Below are 16,259 nucleotides of genomic sequence, written 5' to 3'. Positions count from 1 at the left end.
TAGCCGCCTCAGTCCGGTTGACCTGGTTCAGTAGCCTAATTATCCGCGCGCAGTACGATCGTCGAGAGCGGCGGCAAAATCAGCGAGGCCGATTGCGGCTTGCCATGGCTCGAGATCTCCTCGGTATAGATCAGCCCGGCATTGCCGACATTCGAGCCGCCATACACGCTGGCGTCGGTGTTGAGCACTTCGCTCCAGCGTCCGGCGAGCGGCATGCCGAGGCGATAGCCCAGACGCGGCACCGGGGTGAAGTTGCAGACCACCACCAGTTCGCGGCCGGCGCCATCGACGCGTCGATAAGCGAACACGCTGTTGTCGCTATCGTCGCCGATCAGCCATTCGAAGCCGCCGGGTTCACAATCGAGCGTGTACAGGGCCGGCTCGTCGCAGTACAGGTGATTCAGGTCGCGTACCAGCTTTTGCGCGCCGTGGTGGAGCGGATCGTCGAGCAGATGCCAATGCGGCGAGCCGTCGTGATCGAACTCCGCCATCTGACCGAACTCGCCGCCCATGAAGAGCAGCTTCTTGCCCGGATGGGTCCACATAAAGCCGAAATACGCACGCAGGTTGGCGAAGCGTTGCCAGCGGTCGCCCGGCATCTTGCCGAGCAGCGAGCCTTTGCCGTGTACCACTTCGTCGTGCGAGAGCGGCAACACGAAGCACTCCGAATACGCGTACACCATCCCGAACGTCATGTTGTGGTGGTGGTAACGGCGGTACACCGGGTCCTCGTGCATGTAGTTCAGCGTGTCATGCATCCAGCCCATGTTCCACTTGAATTCGAAGCCCAGGCCGCCGTCTTCGACGCGCGCGGTGACACCCGGCCACGCCGTGGATTCTTCGGCGATCGTGATAGCGCCAGGTACGCCCGGCACATAGCCGACTTCATGATTGAGCCGCTTGAGAAACGCGATGGATTCGAGATTCTCTCTGCCGCCATAGATATTCGGCACCCATTCGCCAGCGGCGCGCGAGTAGTCGCGATACAGCATCGAGGCAACCGCATCCACGCGCAAGGCGTCCACGTGATAGCGCTTGAGCCAGGCCAGCGCCGAGGCCACGAGGAACGCGCTCACCTCGTTGCGGCCGAGGTTGTAGATCATCGTGTTCCAGTCCTGGTGGTAGCCCTCGCGCGGATCAGCGTGTTCGTAGAGCGGCGTACCGTCGAAATTGATGAGGCCGTGCGCGTCGTTCGGAAAGTGCGCCGGCACCCAGTCGAGAATCACACCGAGCCCGACTTCGTGTGCGCGATTGACAAACTGCGCAAACTGTTCGGGTTTCCCGAAGCGAGCCGACGGCGCGAACTGCCCCAACGGTTGATAGCCCCATGAGCCGCCAAACGGATGCTCGGCAATCGGCATGAATTCGATGTGCGTGAAGCCCATGCCTTGGGCGTACGGAATCAGCCGGTCTGCGAGTTCGCTCCAGTCGAGGCCACGGTGGCCGTCCTCCGCGATCCGCAACCATGACTCGGCGTGCACTTCGTAAATCGAGATCGGTGAGCGTGGCGTCTGATTGGCGCCGCGCGATTGAATCCATGCGGCGTCGGTCCACGGAAACTGCTCGATCTCGTCGACGTGCGCGACCACCGATGCCGTTGCAGGCGGCTTCTCGGTCTGCATCGCGCAGGGGTCGGCTTTCAGCGGCAACGGATGGCCGTCGCGCGAAAGCAGCTCGTATTTGTAGCGCGTGCCGGCACCGACACGCGGGACGAACAGCTCCCACACGCCGGCCTGATGACGCAGGCGCATCGGATGGCGTCGGCCGTCCCACGAGTTGAAGTCGCCGACCACGGAGACGCGCCGTGCGTTCGGCGCCCACACCGCAAAGCGCACGCCAGGCACGCCGTCTATTTCCATCGGACGCGAGCCGAGGCACTCGAGCACCGCATACGGGTCGCCGTTGGCCAGGCGGTGCAGCGGTTCATCCCCGAGGATCGGCCCAAACGAATAGGTATCCTCGATTTCCTGCAGCGGTCCGTGCCAGTCGATGCGCAACCGGTACGGCACGGCTGCACTGACGCGGCCGACGAACAGTCCGTTGTGATGAATCTTCTGCAGCTCGCCGAGTGTCGAGCCGTCGGCGCGCGAAATGACCGTGACATGCGCGGCATTCGGCAAGAGCGCACGTACCACGGCTCCCGCGTCGCTCTGATGCGGGCCCAGTTGTGAAAAGGGATCAGGGTGCCGCGCTTCGACTAGTGCGTCGAGATCGAGCGGTTGCAGGTCGGCGGTCGGATCGTATTCACTCATAATCGCCCTCAGCCGGGTTAGGCGGTGTGGCGCCAGGGGAGCCTGGCGTCGATGTGTCGTGGGGAGTACCCGTATCGCCGAGCATCCGGCTCGCGAGCGCGGCGAGACCACGCACCGGCAAGCCGAGCCACGTCGGACGATTGGCGGCCTCGTAACGGATCTCGTAAGCGGCCTTTTCGATCAGGAAGAGATCGAGCAAGCCCTGTTCCGACGCGGGCGCCACGAGCGGTTGTGCGGCAGCGGCGACTGCTGCGCGGTATTCGCCAAGGAAGCTTTCCGCAGCGTAGACGCGGAAGCGGTCGAACAGCGCGCGCTTGCGGTCTGCGGTCTGTTGCGGAGCGCTTTCCGTAGTGGATTGCGCCGCTGCGCTTGCATACGAAAACGAGCGCAGCAGACCGGCGACATCGCGCATCGGACTCGACTTCTGACGACGTTCGTCAAGCGTGCGCGCCGGCTCGCCTTCGAAGTCGATCAGATACGCATCGCCTTGGGCGACCAGCACTTGCCCGAGGTGGAAGTCGCCGTGAATCCGTGTGCGCAAGGCGCCCGCATCCGCAGGTACGAGCTTCGCCACTGCTTCGGTGAGGGCTCCACGACGATCGAGCAGGCTCTGCGCGAGCTCTTTCGTATCGTCGGTCAACTGATCGATGCGATGCGAGAGCAGGTCGAGCGCCGTGGAGAGCATGCTTTGCGTGCCTTCGGTCCACGCGCGAATCTGCTCGGGTGTGGCCGGCTCCGGTGCAAACGCTGGATCGTCCGACGGCGCGGCGAGCGCGACATGTAACTCACCGAGGCGTCTGCCGATGATGCCGGCCATAGCCCGGTAGCCTTCGATAGCCTGCGCTTCCTTTTCCGGATCGGGGACAGCGTCGTCGGCGTCGACGGCGAGCGCGAGATCGTCGATCGTGCGGCGCAGATAATCGAGCGCCCAGTTCCACGCATCGCCCTGGTTGTCGATAAAGCCTTGCAGGATGCACAGCGTGTGCGGCACACCGGCGGGATCGATACGCACCACTTCGCCATACAGCGGCGCGGTGTTCGCGTAGCCGATCTTCGTCAGATGGCGGCTGATTTCTGCTTCAGGGTGGACGCCGCTCACGAGGCGCCGTACCAGCTTCAGGACCACGGCGTCCTCGATGATCAGCGAGCTGTTGCTTTGCTCGGCTGCCAGCCAGCGAATCTCGGGGCGGTCGCCCAGATCGAGTTCGTCGAAGCGATCGGTCGGGATGAAGCAGATTTCGCTTTTCTGCACCGTCGGCACGACCGCGCGTTCACGCAGCTTGCGCAGGACGTTGTGGGCGAAGATCGGCAGTGCGAACGCATCCGTCAGGTGACCGACGTTGCGGCCGCGGCGCACGCGCGCCAGCGCCAGTTGCATGAACAGAGGCGTGGTGGTTTCGCCGCCCCATGTAATCGCAATCGGCAACACATAGCGTTCGGTGTGATCGCCAACGTCTGCTTCGATCTCGGTGAAAGCGAAACCGCCGTTCGGGATTGTCGTCAGTGCCGCAAGGCGTACGGCGTGCAACGGCTCATCCTTGGACGCAAACCAGCGGCGCCGGCTTAACCACGAAGGCAACACTTCCGATTCGAGCAGCCGAACGTTCTCCGGCGTCGGGCCAGCCTGGCCTTCGCGAATCACAATCGTCACGAACTCGGGCAACGGCTCCGAGTGCGGTTGTGCCCACGTCGGACGCTGCGTCCCCGGACAGATGAGGAACCACAGAAAGCCGTAGGGCGGAAAGGTCAGCAGATAGGTAAGCTGACCAATCGCCGGGAATACGGAGTCCGCGGTCATCTCGATCGGCACGGAGCCCGCGAATTCGGAGAGATCGAGTTCGACCGCTTGCGGCGCACGCGACAGATTCGCGACGCACAGAATGGTCGGCTCGCCTGGCAATTCGCGTAGATACGCGAGAATCTTGCGATTGGCCGGCTTCAGGAAGCGGATCGTGCCGCGCCCGAAGGTCTGCTTGGCGCGACGCGTGGCGAGCATGCGGCGCGTCCAGTTCAGCAGCGAGTGCGGATCGCGACTCTGCGCTTCGACGTTGACCGCATCGAAGCCGTACAGCGAACCCATCACCGGCGGCAGCACCAGTTGCTCCGGATCGGCACGCGAGAAACCACCGTTACGGTCCGATGACCATTGCATCGGCGTACGCACGCCGTCGCGGTCGCCGAGGTGGATGTTGTCGCCCATGCCGAGTTCGTCGCCGTAGTAGATCACGGGCGTGCCGGGCATCGACAGCAGCAGCGAGTTGATCAGCTCGATGCGGCGGCGGTCGCGTTCCATCAGCGGTGCGAGACGGCGCCGGATGCCGAGGTTCAGCCGCGCGCGGCGGTCGCTCGCATAGGTGTTCCACAGATAGTCGCGTTCCGAATCCGTGACCATTTCGAGCGTCAGCTCATCGTGATTGCGCAGGAAAATGGCCCACTGGTTTGTCTCGGCGAGATCCGGCGTTTGCCGCATGATGTCGGTGATCGGGAAGCGGTCTTCGCTGGCAATCGACATGTAAATGCGCGGCATCAGCGGGAAGTGGAATGCCATATGGCATTCGTCTTCGTCGCCGAAATACTCCTTCACATCCTCCGGCCACTGGTTCGCTTCGGCGAGCAGCATGCGGTTCGGATACTCCGCGTCGATGGTGGCGCGAATCTTCTTCAGGATTGCGTGCGTTTCCGGCAGGTTTTCGTTGTTGGTGCCTTCGCGTTCCACCAGATAAGGCACTGCATCGAGACGCAGCCCGTCGATGCCCATGTCGAGCCAGAAGCGCATGACTTGCAGCACTTCTTTCAGCACGGCCGGATTGTCGAAATTCAGGTCGGGCTGGTGCGAATAGAACCGATGCCAGTAGTACGCCCCGGCCACGGGATCGTGGGTCCAGTTCGACGGCTCGCTATCGATGAAGATAATCCGCGTGCCGGTGTATTTCTCATCGGTATCGGACCAGACGTAGAAGTTGCGATGATTCGATCCGGGCTTCGCAAGACGGGCGCGCTGGAACCACGGGTGCTGGTCAGACGTGTGGTTGATGACCAGTTCGGTGATCACACGAATGCCGCGGGCATGCGCTTCCTGAATGAAGTGCTTCACATCGGAAAGCTGGCCGTAATCCGGATGGACGTTGCGATAGTCGGCAATGTCGTAGCCATCGTCGCGGCGCGGCGACGGATAGAACGGCAGCAGCCAGATCGCATTCACGCCGAGTTCGGCAATGTAGTCGAGCTTGGCGATCAGTCCGGGGAAATCGCCCACGCCGTCGTTGTTCGCATCGAAGAACGACTTGATGTGCACCTGATAGATGATCGCGTCTTTGTACCAGAGCGGATCGTCACTAAGCGTCGAAACCTTGCCGCGGCGGCCTGGCTTCGGTTTCGCCGCGCGGCTGCCCGTGCCTGTAACTGCGGCTTCTGCGGTGAGGGCTTGCGACGTGCTCTCGGTCGGGTCGTCACGTTTCATTAGGCACCTTCGGTCGGGGGTTGGGCGCCAGCGTCTGCATGGCTGCCGCTATCGTCGTCTGCGCTGGGGGGCTCGGGTGGCAGGCCGCCGGCTGGCGCAATGCGCCAGATCGCGAACGGCATGACGCTCGGGTTCAGCTGTACATGCTGCCAGCGGCCGTACCACTCGGAGCGGGCACCGGTCATCTGGTCCACGACTTCGAGCGCCGCATGATCGTGCAAATGCCAATGCGCAAAGGTGTCCCATGAAAGCTCGACATCCGCGCCCTGTTCGTTGAACGGATCGAGATTGATGGCGACGACGATCACGTTGTCGCGCGCCTCGGTGGCTTTCTCGAAGAACAGGATATGGTCATTGTGCGCCGGTAGGAACGTGATGCCCAGATGCGATTGCAGCGCGGGGTTGGCGCGGCGAATCCGGTTCAGGGCAGTGATCTCGCCGACGATGTTGCCGGGACGGTCCCAGTCCCACGCGCGCAGTTGATACTTTTCGGAGTCGAGGTATTCCTCGCTGTTGGGCAGCGCCGCTGCTTCGCAAAGCTCGAATCCGCTGTACACGCCCCACAGGCCCGACAGCGTCGCGGCCAGTGCGGCGCGCATCACGAAGCCCGCGCGTCCTGAGGACTGCAGATGCCGCGGGTTGATGTCCGGCGTGTTGACGAAGAAATTCGGCCGGTAGTAATCGCGGACGTTGGTCTGCGTGAGTTCGGTCAGGTAATCGGTGAACTCGCGCTTCGATTCGCGCCACGTGAAATACGTGTACGACATCGAGTAGCCGATCTTGCCAAGGCGATACATCATGCGCGGCCGCGTGAAGGCTTCCGCGAAGAAGATCGTGTCGGGATAGCGCGCCCGCACGTCGTTGATCATCCATTCCCAGAACGGCAGGGGTTTCGTATGGGGATTGTCGACGCGGAAGATATGTACACCCGCTTCAATCCAGAACAGGATGACGTCGCGCAATGCGAGCCACAGGTCGGGCTTGGCGTCGTGCGCATAAAAGTCCGGGTTGACGATGTCCTGGTACTTCTTTGGCGGGTTCTCGGCGTACCTCAGCGTGCCGTCGGGGCGCCACGCGAACCAGGTGGGATGCTCCTTCAGCCACGGGTGATCCGGCGAGCACTGGATCGCGAAGTCGAGCGCGATCTCGAGACCATGCTCGTGTGCGGCAGCCAGCATCTGCTTGAAATCTTCGAGCGTGCCCAATTCTGGATGGACGGCGCTGTGGCCGCCTTCCGCCCCGCCGATCGCGTAGGGGCTGCCGACGTCGCCCGGTTGCGCGGTTAGCGTGTTGTTGCGGCCTTTGCGATTCGCGACGCCGATCGGGTGGATCGGCGGGAAGTACAGCACGTCGAAACCCATGTCGCGGATGCGCGGCAGTTTCTTCGTGACATCCGCGAAGGTGCCGTGCCGTGTTTCGTCGTCGCTCATCGAGCGCGGGAAGATCTCATACCAGCTTGCGAACCGCGCGGCGGTCCGTTCGGCATCGATGCGGTACGTGACCGGATCGCGTGTCTGGAACGGCCGATGACGAGCCGCAGCCATTGCTTTGGCCGTGGTGGGGGCGAGCAGCAGGGCGAGCTTGGTGTCCGCGTCGGCTTTGGTGAAGACCTTGACGATATGTTCGAGCGGTTCAGTCACCGCGCCTTCCACCGTTTCCACTTCGGCCAGCACCAGCGCGAACAGATGGCCCGCTTCAGCGATTTCCAGCTCCACCGTTTGCCCGGCCTTCAGCTTCTTCTGCACGTGCTCGACCAGCGAGGCGAAGTCGTCGCGCCATGCAAGCACCGTGAATTCATGACGGCCCACCCGTTCGAGCGGGATGCGCGCGTGCCACAGGTCGTTGCCGGCGGGTGGCGCGGGGACCATCGGCGTTTCGTGCCAGGCGGTTTCGTCGGCGGCGCGCCACATCACGGCGGCGGCGATCTTGTCGTGCCCTTCCGCGAAGATCGCAGCTTTCACCTCGACCCGCTCGCCTACATTGCGTTTGACGACGAAGCGTCCATTGTCGACCGACGGCGTCACGCTTTCGATCGCCACGCGTGGGGCAGAGATGGCTTCCAGCACCGATTTGCGGCCGCTGCGTTTGCTGCCCGCCTTGTCGATGGGCGGGGCGAGCCGCACCGGCTTTTCGGCTTGCGCGCCAAACAGGCGGCAGGCGCCGGGTCCGAGCGTAAAGGGGCTCAGCGTCGCGGGTTTGGCGTTCGCGGCGGCATCGAGCGGTACGAAGCGCGTGAAGTTGCCAGGCACCCCGGCGAGGAAACGCGCGGGATCGACCCGCAACGGCGTGCCCAAGTCCGGGTTGATGACGATCAGGATCGCCTGCTGACTGTCGCGCAGATCAAGCCGATCGCCGCGCAACAGCACCGCCGCGGGCGCGCTCGGACCACTCAGCGCGCGCAGTTCGCCGACGCTCTGCAGCGGCTCGGACGCACTTAACACTTCGTTGATGTGCTTGACCGGCCCGGACAGGTCGAAGCGCGCCGTCTTGCACTGCTCGCCGTATTGCGCGGCATTGGCACGTGTGTACGACATCGGTGTCGCGACGCCGTATTCGAAGCCCATCGGCAGCAGCCAGCCAGTGCCGGTCGACGCGGCGGTGAACAGCGCGCGGCGGTAGGCGCGCTCGAGCATCGCGGCATCGTGTACGTCGTCGAGATCGGCGGCGAGGCGAGTGCCATACGGCGCTTCCGGAAACGCGATCGGTGCGCCGATGCGAATCAGCGCGGCATGCTCGTCGGTCATCCAGCTGGAGCGGAAGTCCCACCAGCGCACTGACGAAAACACGCTGTCGAAGCCCGCGTCGTCGAGAGGTTGCAGATCGCCGCGTGCGAGACCCGGTGTGGCCGCAAGAAAGCGGATCTCCGGATACTGCTCCCGCACGGCTGCACCAAGCTGGCGCCAAAACGCGATCGGCACGCGGTGCGGCGAATCGAAACGAAAACCGGCGACGCCCGCTTCGGCGAGCCCGACCAGTTCGCGAGTCCACCAGTCGAGAAGGGCGGCGGTGCTGCCCTCGTTGCCGAAGTTCACATAGGCGACGTTGTCCTCGCGATGCGCGTGGCGCGGATCGAGTCGCGCCTCTTCCGATTCGAACGGATGAAACCAGTCGGGGTGCTCGGAGAAGAGGGCGCTGTCTGCCGCGAAGCGATCGATCACGACGTCCGTCAGCACTTTCAGGCCGTGCTGGCCCGCCGCGGCGGTAAGGCCGCGTAGCGCTTCGGGCGCGTCCTGCTGCGTGCCGAAGACAGGGTGCAGCTTACGGTGATCGCTGACAATCTGCGCGTGTCCCGCCCGTCCGGGCTGGAACAGCGCGCCGATCAGCACATGGTCGAAGCCTAGCTCGGCGGCGTGCGCAAATTGCGCTGGCCACGCGTCGAGCGGCCCGACGAGGAGAGAGTGGAGAAAATAGATCCGCGGCGCATACCTTTGTGAAGGTTCCATCGGTCGTTTCCAGATTCGTCCTGCCGCGATGTAGATGCATCGGGATGCGATTACACCGCTGTTTGGGGCTTCCAGAGCCGGAGGCCGCACGCTGCGTGAATTCAACGTGCGTACTGGTCAATGTAGTGCAAAGATCGCTTGCCCGCCGGGCAGTAACGAACACTACGCACGCGCATGCGCCAGTCGCGCGGTTCTGGACCAGATAAATGTAAAGTCTGCAGCAAACGCTGTGCCAGCGGCTATAGCTGCCGCGAAAACGGAGGGAAGTGCGAGTACTCAGGGAGCGCGTCGGTGCCGCAGGTTTTCTGGTCCGCGGCCGGCGTGTAAATCGGGTGAGCGCCCAGCGGGTTTTACACGAAACGGATTTCTGCGGCCGGCACCGTTAACAATTCACGATGCCGGCTGGTCTGATTATGGGCGCATCCTGGTGCGCTGGTCCAGTTGCGTTACGAGCCGAGCAGTCCGGCCGCGATGTTGACGCATAGGCCTAGCACGGCAACGTTGAAGTAGAACGACAGGATCGATTGCGCCAATGCGGCACGCCGGATCGTGCGCGATCGCAGCACCACATCCGAGGTCTGGGACGCCACCGCGATGGTGAACGAGAAGTACAGGAAGTCCCAATAGTTCGGTTCGAGCTTGTCATCCGGGAATAGCAAGGCGCTTTCGTGCGCGTCCGGAGTGTAGTAGAGGCGTGCGTAGTGCAGCGTGAAAATGGTCGGAATCAGGAACCATGCGCCGAACATGGTCAGGCCTGTGAGCAGGTAGTGCGCGAGCGTCGACGCGGCGGCGAGATTCTTTGCGGATGCCAGTTCGAGGACGATGGCCGCGATGCTCGCCAGCGTCGCCAGGCAGATGACGAACAGGACGACGCCGGCATTTTCGTCGTCGCGTTGCGCGAATTCGCGGACGTCGTGTTCGTCTGCCTTGGCCATATGCAGCCAGATGAGCACAAGGTACAACCAGACTGTGATGTCCCATCCAGCCAGCACGCGTACCATCGGCCGCATGTGGGCGGGCACCACCAGCGCGCCGATGATACCGATTCCAAGCGCGACAACCATGCGTGGACGGTTGCGTAGAACCTGCGGGTAAAAATTCGTTGGCATGTGCGGTATCAAGCAGGATTGAGGGTGGCGGATTCTACCTTGAGCTTCCGGCGCCAATTGTCGAATGCTCGTGAGGCAGCTATAGTCTGTCGCAACGGCCTTGCGCCGGGCTTTCACTTTGTCATTTCTTTTCATATCGCAGCAGCAGTAAGACGAGACCGCTTAAGCGGCGTAGACCAGGTTTGGGGCGGGCGACCGGAACAACTTGCAGCGTAGGCATGCCAATACCCGCAATGTTGGCCGGTTGAAAATCGATTCATCATCTGTGGAGCCGCCATGACAGATGTCCAACATAACGATAAAAATCATGCGCACCCCAGGGTGACGTATGTCCAATCAGCCGGCCGCCGAACGTGGCTGCTCGGCGCATGCGCAGCGGCTGCTGCGCTGGCGTTCACGAGCGCTGGACGCTTCGGGATGTCATTCGGCATTCCTTCCGCCTTTGCCGACGCGCCCGCAGGCGGCGGACTCGATGCTTTCCTTGCGTTGTCCCAGCATTTAACTGCTCGAACCAGCTTCAACCCGGTCCTCGCCAAGCGTGTCTACGATGCGTTAGTCCACGCTGACGCCCAGTTCCCGCAGAACGTCAGCGCGCTCAATACGTGGCTGCAGGGCCATGGCGGTGTGCCATCGGACACGGTCACGCAAGCGCTGCAGACCGATCAGCCGGTGCTCGCGAAGACGGTGAGCGCCATCATGCGCGCGTGGTATCTCGGGCTTGTCGGCGAGATGCCACATGTCCAGGTGGTGGCCTACGAAAGCGCGCTGATGTTCGATCCGGTCAAGGACGTGTTGACCATTCCGTCCTATTGCCGCGACGTGCCGTTCTACTGGACACAAAAGCCAGCCGGCGCTTGAAGCACAGCATGCCTCTCGAACGTGTCGTGGCTCGCGTCGTCTGCGACTGCGGCATGCATAAATAAGCAAGCAGCAACAGAGGGCAACAATGGCAAATTCCAATTCCGCCGACGTCGTTGTAGTCGGCTCGGGCGTCGCGGGTGGTCTGGTCGCGCATCAGATGGCACTGGCCGGCGCTTCGGTGATCGTGCTCGAAGCAGGGCCGCGTATTCCTCGCTGGCAGATCGTCGAGAACTTCCGTAACTCGCCGGTCAAGGACGACTTTGCGACACCTTATCCTTCCACGCCCTACGCGCCGCATCCCGAGTATGCGCCGGCCAACAACTACCTGATCCAGAAAGGTGAGTATCCGTACAACTCGCAGTATGTGCGGCTGGTGGGCGGCACCACCTGGCACTGGGCGGCTGCCGCGTGGCGCCTGCTGCCCTCGGACTTCCAGTTGAAGAAACTGTACGGCGTGGGCCGCGATTGGCCTTATCCGTATGAAACGCTGGAGCCCTGGTATTCCGCCGCTGAGCTGCAGCTCGGCGTGTCCGGTCCGGACAGCAGGATCGATCTCGGCTCGCCGCGCTCGAAGCCGTATCCGATGAGTCAGTTGCCGTTGTCGTACATGGATCAGCGCTTTAGCGACGTGCTCAACGCGCAAGGCTTCAAGGTGGTGCCCGAGCCGGTGGCGCGCAACAGCCGGCCCTACGATGCTCGCCCCACCTGTTGCGGCAACAACAACTGCATGCCGATCTGCCCGATCGCCGCCATGTATAACGGCGTGGTGCATGCGGAGAAGGCCGAGCAAGCGGGGGCGAAGCTGATCCCGGAAGCCGTCGTGTATCGCGTCGAAGCGGACAACAGTGGGCTCATTACCGCGGTCCACTATAAGGATCCGAACGGCAACAGCACCCGCGTGAGCGGCAAGCTGTTCGTGCTCGCGGCGAACGGCATCGAAACACCCAAACTGATGCTGATGTCGACCTCCGACAAGTTTCCGCACGGCATCGGCAACAGCTCCGACCAGGTGGGCCGCAATCTGATGGACCATCCAGGCACGGGTGTGACTTTCCTTGCCAACGAACCGCTGTGGCCGGGACGCGGGCCGATGGAAATGACCTCGGTGGTGAACTTCCGCGACGGCGCGTTCCGCTCCGAATACGCAGCGAAAAAGCTGCATCTCTCCAATGGTGTGCCGACGATGGCGGTCACCGCGGGTCTGATCAAAAAAGGCGTGACGGGCGCCGAACTGGACCGTCAGATTCGTGACCGCGCGGCGCGCACGCTGAACATCAACAGCTTTCACGAACATCTGGCAGAACCGCAGAACCGTATCGTGCCCTCGGCGGATCAAAAGGACTCGCTTGGTATTCCGCAGCCGGAGATCTACTACTCGATCAACGACTACGTGAAGAAGAGCGCAGCCAACACGCACGAACTGTATGCGCAGATCGCAGCGCTGTTCGGCGGCACCGAGGTCTCGTTCGACGACACCTTCGCGCCGAACAATCACATCATGGGCACCACGATCATGGGCAACGATGCGGCGGATTCCGTCGTCGATGCGGATTGCCGTACGCACGACCATTCGAATCTGTTCATCGCGAGCAGCGGTGTCATGCCCACGGCTGCCTCGGTGAACTGCACACTGACGATTGCGGCCTTGTCGCTCAAGCTGGCCGACAAGCTCAAGCATGAAATCTGAACCGATCCGGAGAGCCACAATGACGAACAAAACGTCTCGCGTGCAGCCGGCCGGTTTGCTCGCACAGGGCGTGCGCCGCCGCCGTATCCGGATGGCGACGCTTGCCGCTGCTTTCTCGCTGTTTGCGATGTATCTCGCGTGGGACAACGCCTATGGTCCGCCGGTGCGTCGCGACGACGAATCGCCGATTACCCAGGCGATGGCCGATGACTCGCCGTCATCCGGGGACGCAGCGCCGAGCGGGACTGCATCCTCCGATCCGGATCTGGTGAAGCGCGGCGAATACCTCGCGCGTGCCGGCGATTGCGTGGCGTGCCACACGGCCGATAAAAGCCGCCCGTTTGCCGGCGGTTTGCCGATTGCCACACCGTTCGGCACGATCTATACGCCGAACATTACACCGGACCCGGACACCGGTATCGGCCAGTGGACCGACGCCGATTTCCAGCGCGCGATGCATGAGGGCATCGGCAAAGGCGGCGAACGGCTCTATCCGGCATTCCCTTATGCCGAGTACACGAGGGTCACCGGGCAAGATGTGCAGGCGATTCGCGCCTATCTGAACACGCTGCCGCCGATCCATTACGCGCCGCCGCGCAACGAAATGCGCTTTCCGTTCAACCAGCGCTGGCTGATGGTGTTCTGGAATATGTTCAATTTCACCGAAGGGCGCTTCGTGCCCGATCCCAGGCAGAGCGCGGAATGGAATCGCGGTGCTTATCTGGTGGTAGGGCTCGCGCACTGTGAGGAGTGCCATACGCCGCGCAACATCCTGCAAGGACTGAAGTCGACCGATCGCTTTTCTGGCGCAACCCAGGCCGGCTGGCACGCATTCAATATCACGCCGGATAAAAATAGCGGCATCGGAAACTGGAGCGACGATGATCTGGTCAAATATTTGTCGACGGGTGTCGTGCCGGGCCGTGCAAACGCGGCGGGACCGATGGGCCAGGTCGTCGAGGACAGCACGCAGTATCTGACGCCTGAAGATCTGCGTTCGATCGCGACGTACCTGCGTTCGGTTACACCGGTGAGCGGCGGCGAAACGCATCCGCGCGACCAGCTGGGTACGCCCGCCAGCGACGTGACCGCGCTGCGCGGCACCGAGGTTACCGGCGTGAACGGCGCGCAACTGTTTGTCGCCAACTGCGCGTCGTGTCATAGCTGGACGGGGCAAGGTACCGGCGCGAGTGCGCCCGGGGCGTATCCTTCGCTGCTCCACAACTCGACGGCCGGCGCGAACGATCCTGCGAATCTGGCGATGGTGATCCTGCACGGCGTCAGCCGCACGACGAAGCAGTCCGATGTGCTGATGCCGGCATTCGGCGGAGAACTTACTGACGATCAGGTGGCGGCGATCACGAACTATGTGACGAAGCAGTTTGGTAACCCGCAAGCCACATTGTCCGTCGATCAGGTGGCGAAACTGCGGGCGCAGCAACAATGACCGTTCAGGTCTGAAAATTGCGGTGCAGTCCGGGATGCCTTTCCGGGTTGCATCGCTGATTCAACAAAAAGCAGACCGCGGCAGGTCATGCCGCGCAGCAACCGTTTAAGAAAAGATGGAAAGCGCGCATACGCACTTTGCGTTCGCGTTCTATTATGGTCCCCATGACTCCTGCAATCGTTACTACCGTCGAGCATCACGACGTCAACCGCACCGGCCGCGACTTTGTCGTGGGCGATCTGCATGGTTGCGTCGACGCGTTGCGTTATCTGTTGCGCGAGGTGGAGTTCGATCCGTCGCGGGACCGGCTGTTTTCGGTTGGCGATCTGATCGATCGCGGCACCCAGTCCGAGGAGGCGCTGGCGTTACTCGACAAGCCCTGGTTTTACGCCGTGCTCGGCAATCACGAAGACACGCTGTGTGCCGTCGCCGAAGGGCGCTTGCGCCGGCAGTGGTGGTACGGCATTGGCGGCACCTGGGCGGCGGAATTGCCGGATGAGAAGCTGCGGCACTACGCGCAACGTTTGTCCCGTTTGCCGCTGGCACGCGTGGTCGGCACCGGCCGCGAGCGTTTCAATGTGCTGCATGCGGAATTCTTCGGTACAGACACCGATCTCGACCTCGCCGACTTTTCCGCCGACGAACGGCAGCAAATGCTGTGGGGGCGCCGGCTTGCCATGGGCAACGGCGACCCGAGCCGGCAGCGCAGTCTGTCGCTCACCTACTGCGGCCACACGCCGATGCGTGAAGTTCAGCAGATCGGTGCGCAGGTATTCATCGACACCGGTGCGTTCGGGCCGGGCGGCAAGCTGACTTTGGTCGAGGCCCGCAAGATCGAGCGCTGGTCGGTGACTGTCGAGACGGCGCGCGCCGTAGGCGCCGCAGCGCTCGCGTTGCCGTGAGCGGACCGCTTTAGCGGTCGCTCCTATCCCACCTGATTCAGTTCGAACACCATATCGACGGCGCTGCCGTTCCAGTTGTATTCCAGATAGGCCGCGTGGTGGCAGTCTCGCAACAGCGTGGTTCTGAACGCCGCGAGACATTCGCCGCCGGGATCGCGTACGGACGGATAGGCGATTCCTGGCGCACCCGCCTCGCGTATTGCGCGACCTGCCGCTTGCCCGGCGCTGTAGTCGTGCGGTGATAAAACCGCGGGATCTAGCGATGCGTCGCCGCGCAGATCGACCACCTCGCCACCCGCGATCACCGTGTATAGGCGCATCTGCTGACGCGTCGGCGCCTCGGCGGTAGCCGCGAGGAATTTGCCGGTGTGATAGCGCGTCTCCGCGATCGCGGTGGCGCGGGAACGGGCGCAGTAGAACACGCCGTAGCTGCCGTCCGAAAAGCGGCTGCCAAGCGGATTCAGATGCGTGAACGCGGCCATGATCGGCCCATATCCGGGACCGAAGCGCCGTTCCTCGCGCGGCACCAGATCGAGTTCGCCGACTTCGGTGCGCAAGCGGTCGTTGGTCATTGCCTCGAGCGCGTAAAGCGCGTCGAAGTCTTCGGGAGAGGCGACCCGGTCGTACAGATTCACCGCGGGGAAGCGCGTCGGAATGACGCGATACGCGGGCGACCAGTCGAGCGGCGCCACGCGCCAGCGGTCCTGCCAATACAGTTCTGTCACGCCCAGCCGCCTCGCATCGCATCGAGATATTGGCGCACGGCGACGAGGTCGCTGATATTGCCGGCGAGCATCCGGTCGAGCGCGCGGCGGCCGCCGAACGGCGCCGCGCTGTTGGGGCGCTTGATCCAGCCGTCGGCTGCGGCGGGCTGCGGCAACAGGATCTGCAATGCTTTGTAAATGCCGAGCAGCAGCGAAAGCCGTTCGACGGTGTCGCGCCCCACCCGTGCTGTTTGCGGCTCGGCCTTCCATTTGAAGAACGTCGAGCGTCCCGGCGAGCCGAGCAGGATGATCTGCTCGTCTGTGCTCAGATCCCAGTCGCGCGCGATCTTGAAGAAGGCGCGCAGGCCCGCCGCCGACATTTCGGTCAGCGAGG

10 protein-coding genes are annotated in these 16,259 nt (G+C 62.9%); 4 read left to right on the top strand and 6 right to left on the bottom strand.

Translation table 11 applies throughout. The annotated features are described in order from the left end of the window. Positions 1 to 35: 35 nt before the first annotated feature. From glgB to BUS06_RS22175, 4 genes are all read right to left on the bottom strand, one after another. Positions 36 to 2,252: a 1,4-alpha-glucan branching protein GlgB gene (gene glgB, locus BUS06_RS22190; protein ID WP_074266586.1), complete on the bottom strand. Its 2,217-nt coding sequence runs from the start codon at positions 2,250 to 2,252 to the stop codon at positions 36 to 38. Continuing rightward, positions 2,245 to 5,712 carry a maltose alpha-D-glucosyltransferase gene (gene treS / locus BUS06_RS22185; RefSeq protein ID WP_074266585.1) on the bottom strand — a complete coding sequence of 1,156 codons (3,468 nt, stop codon included), beginning with the start codon at positions 5,710 to 5,712 and terminating at the stop codon, positions 2,245 to 2,247. Before treS ends, glgB begins: the two co-directional genes overlap by 8 nt. After that, positions 5,712 to 9,155: a maltotransferase domain-containing protein gene (locus tag BUS06_RS22180; RefSeq protein ID WP_074266584.1), complete on the bottom strand. Its 3,444-nt coding sequence runs from the start codon at positions 9,153 to 9,155 to the stop codon at positions 5,712 to 5,714. The genes treS and BUS06_RS22180 overlap by 1 nt, the downstream gene beginning before the upstream one ends. A 446-nt stretch (positions 9,156 to 9,601) precedes the next feature. Further along, positions 9,602 to 10,264: a DUF1345 domain-containing protein gene (locus BUS06_RS22175; RefSeq protein WP_074266583.1), complete on the bottom strand. Its 663-nt coding sequence runs from the start codon at positions 10,262 to 10,264 to the stop codon at positions 9,602 to 9,604. A 276-nt stretch (positions 10,265 to 10,540) separates the two neighbouring features. Between BUS06_RS22175 and BUS06_RS22170 the strand changes: the two genes are divergently transcribed. The 4 genes from BUS06_RS22170 to BUS06_RS22155 all read left to right on the top strand — a co-directional run bounded on the left by BUS06_RS22170 (position 10,541) and on the right by BUS06_RS22155 (position 15,161). Further along, a complete protein-coding gene (locus BUS06_RS22170) occupies positions 10,541 to 11,122 on the top strand; it encodes a sugar dehydrogenase complex small subunit (protein ID WP_074266582.1) in 582 nt (193 codons plus the stop codon). Between the two features lie 88 nt (positions 11,123 to 11,210). Further along, the gene (locus BUS06_RS22165; protein WP_074266581.1) at positions 11,211 to 12,812 is read left to right on the top strand and encodes a GMC family oxidoreductase; all 1,602 of its coding nucleotides are present in this window, start codon (positions 11,211 to 11,213) and stop codon (positions 12,810 to 12,812) included. Positions 12,813 to 12,831: 19 nt separating this feature from the next. Beyond that, positions 12,832 to 14,259, top strand: coding sequence for a c-type cytochrome (locus tag BUS06_RS22160; protein WP_074266580.1), 1,428 nt, complete (start codon positions 12,832 to 12,834; stop codon positions 14,257 to 14,259). A 164-nt stretch (positions 14,260 to 14,423) separates the two neighbouring features. After that, entirely contained in the window at positions 14,424 to 15,161 is a 738-nt protein-coding gene (locus BUS06_RS22155) for a metallophosphoesterase (RefSeq protein WP_083611770.1), read from the top strand. 23 nt (positions 15,162 to 15,184) lie between these two features. Here BUS06_RS22155 and BUS06_RS22150 read toward each other — a convergent pair whose 3' ends face one another. Beyond that, positions 15,185 to 15,886, bottom strand: a complete 702-nt coding sequence (locus tag BUS06_RS22150; RefSeq protein WP_074266578.1) for an RES family NAD+ phosphorylase — start codon at positions 15,884 to 15,886, stop codon at positions 15,185 to 15,187. Beyond that, complete coding sequence (locus BUS06_RS22145) at positions 15,883 to 16,245, bottom strand: MbcA/ParS/Xre antitoxin family protein (RefSeq protein WP_143787722.1); 363 nt, start codon at positions 16,243 to 16,245, stop codon at positions 15,883 to 15,885. Before BUS06_RS22145 ends, BUS06_RS22150 begins: the two co-directional genes overlap by 4 nt. Between the last annotated feature and the right edge of the window lie 14 nt (positions 16,246 to 16,259).

The sequence above is a fragment of the Paraburkholderia phenazinium genome (assembly GCF_900141745.1).
Lineage (GTDB): Bacteria > Pseudomonadota > Gammaproteobacteria > Burkholderiales > Burkholderiaceae > Paraburkholderia > Paraburkholderia phenazinium_B.
The sequence above is the reverse complement of the archived record's forward strand: the minus strand, read 5'-3'. Positions and strand labels throughout refer to the sequence as shown.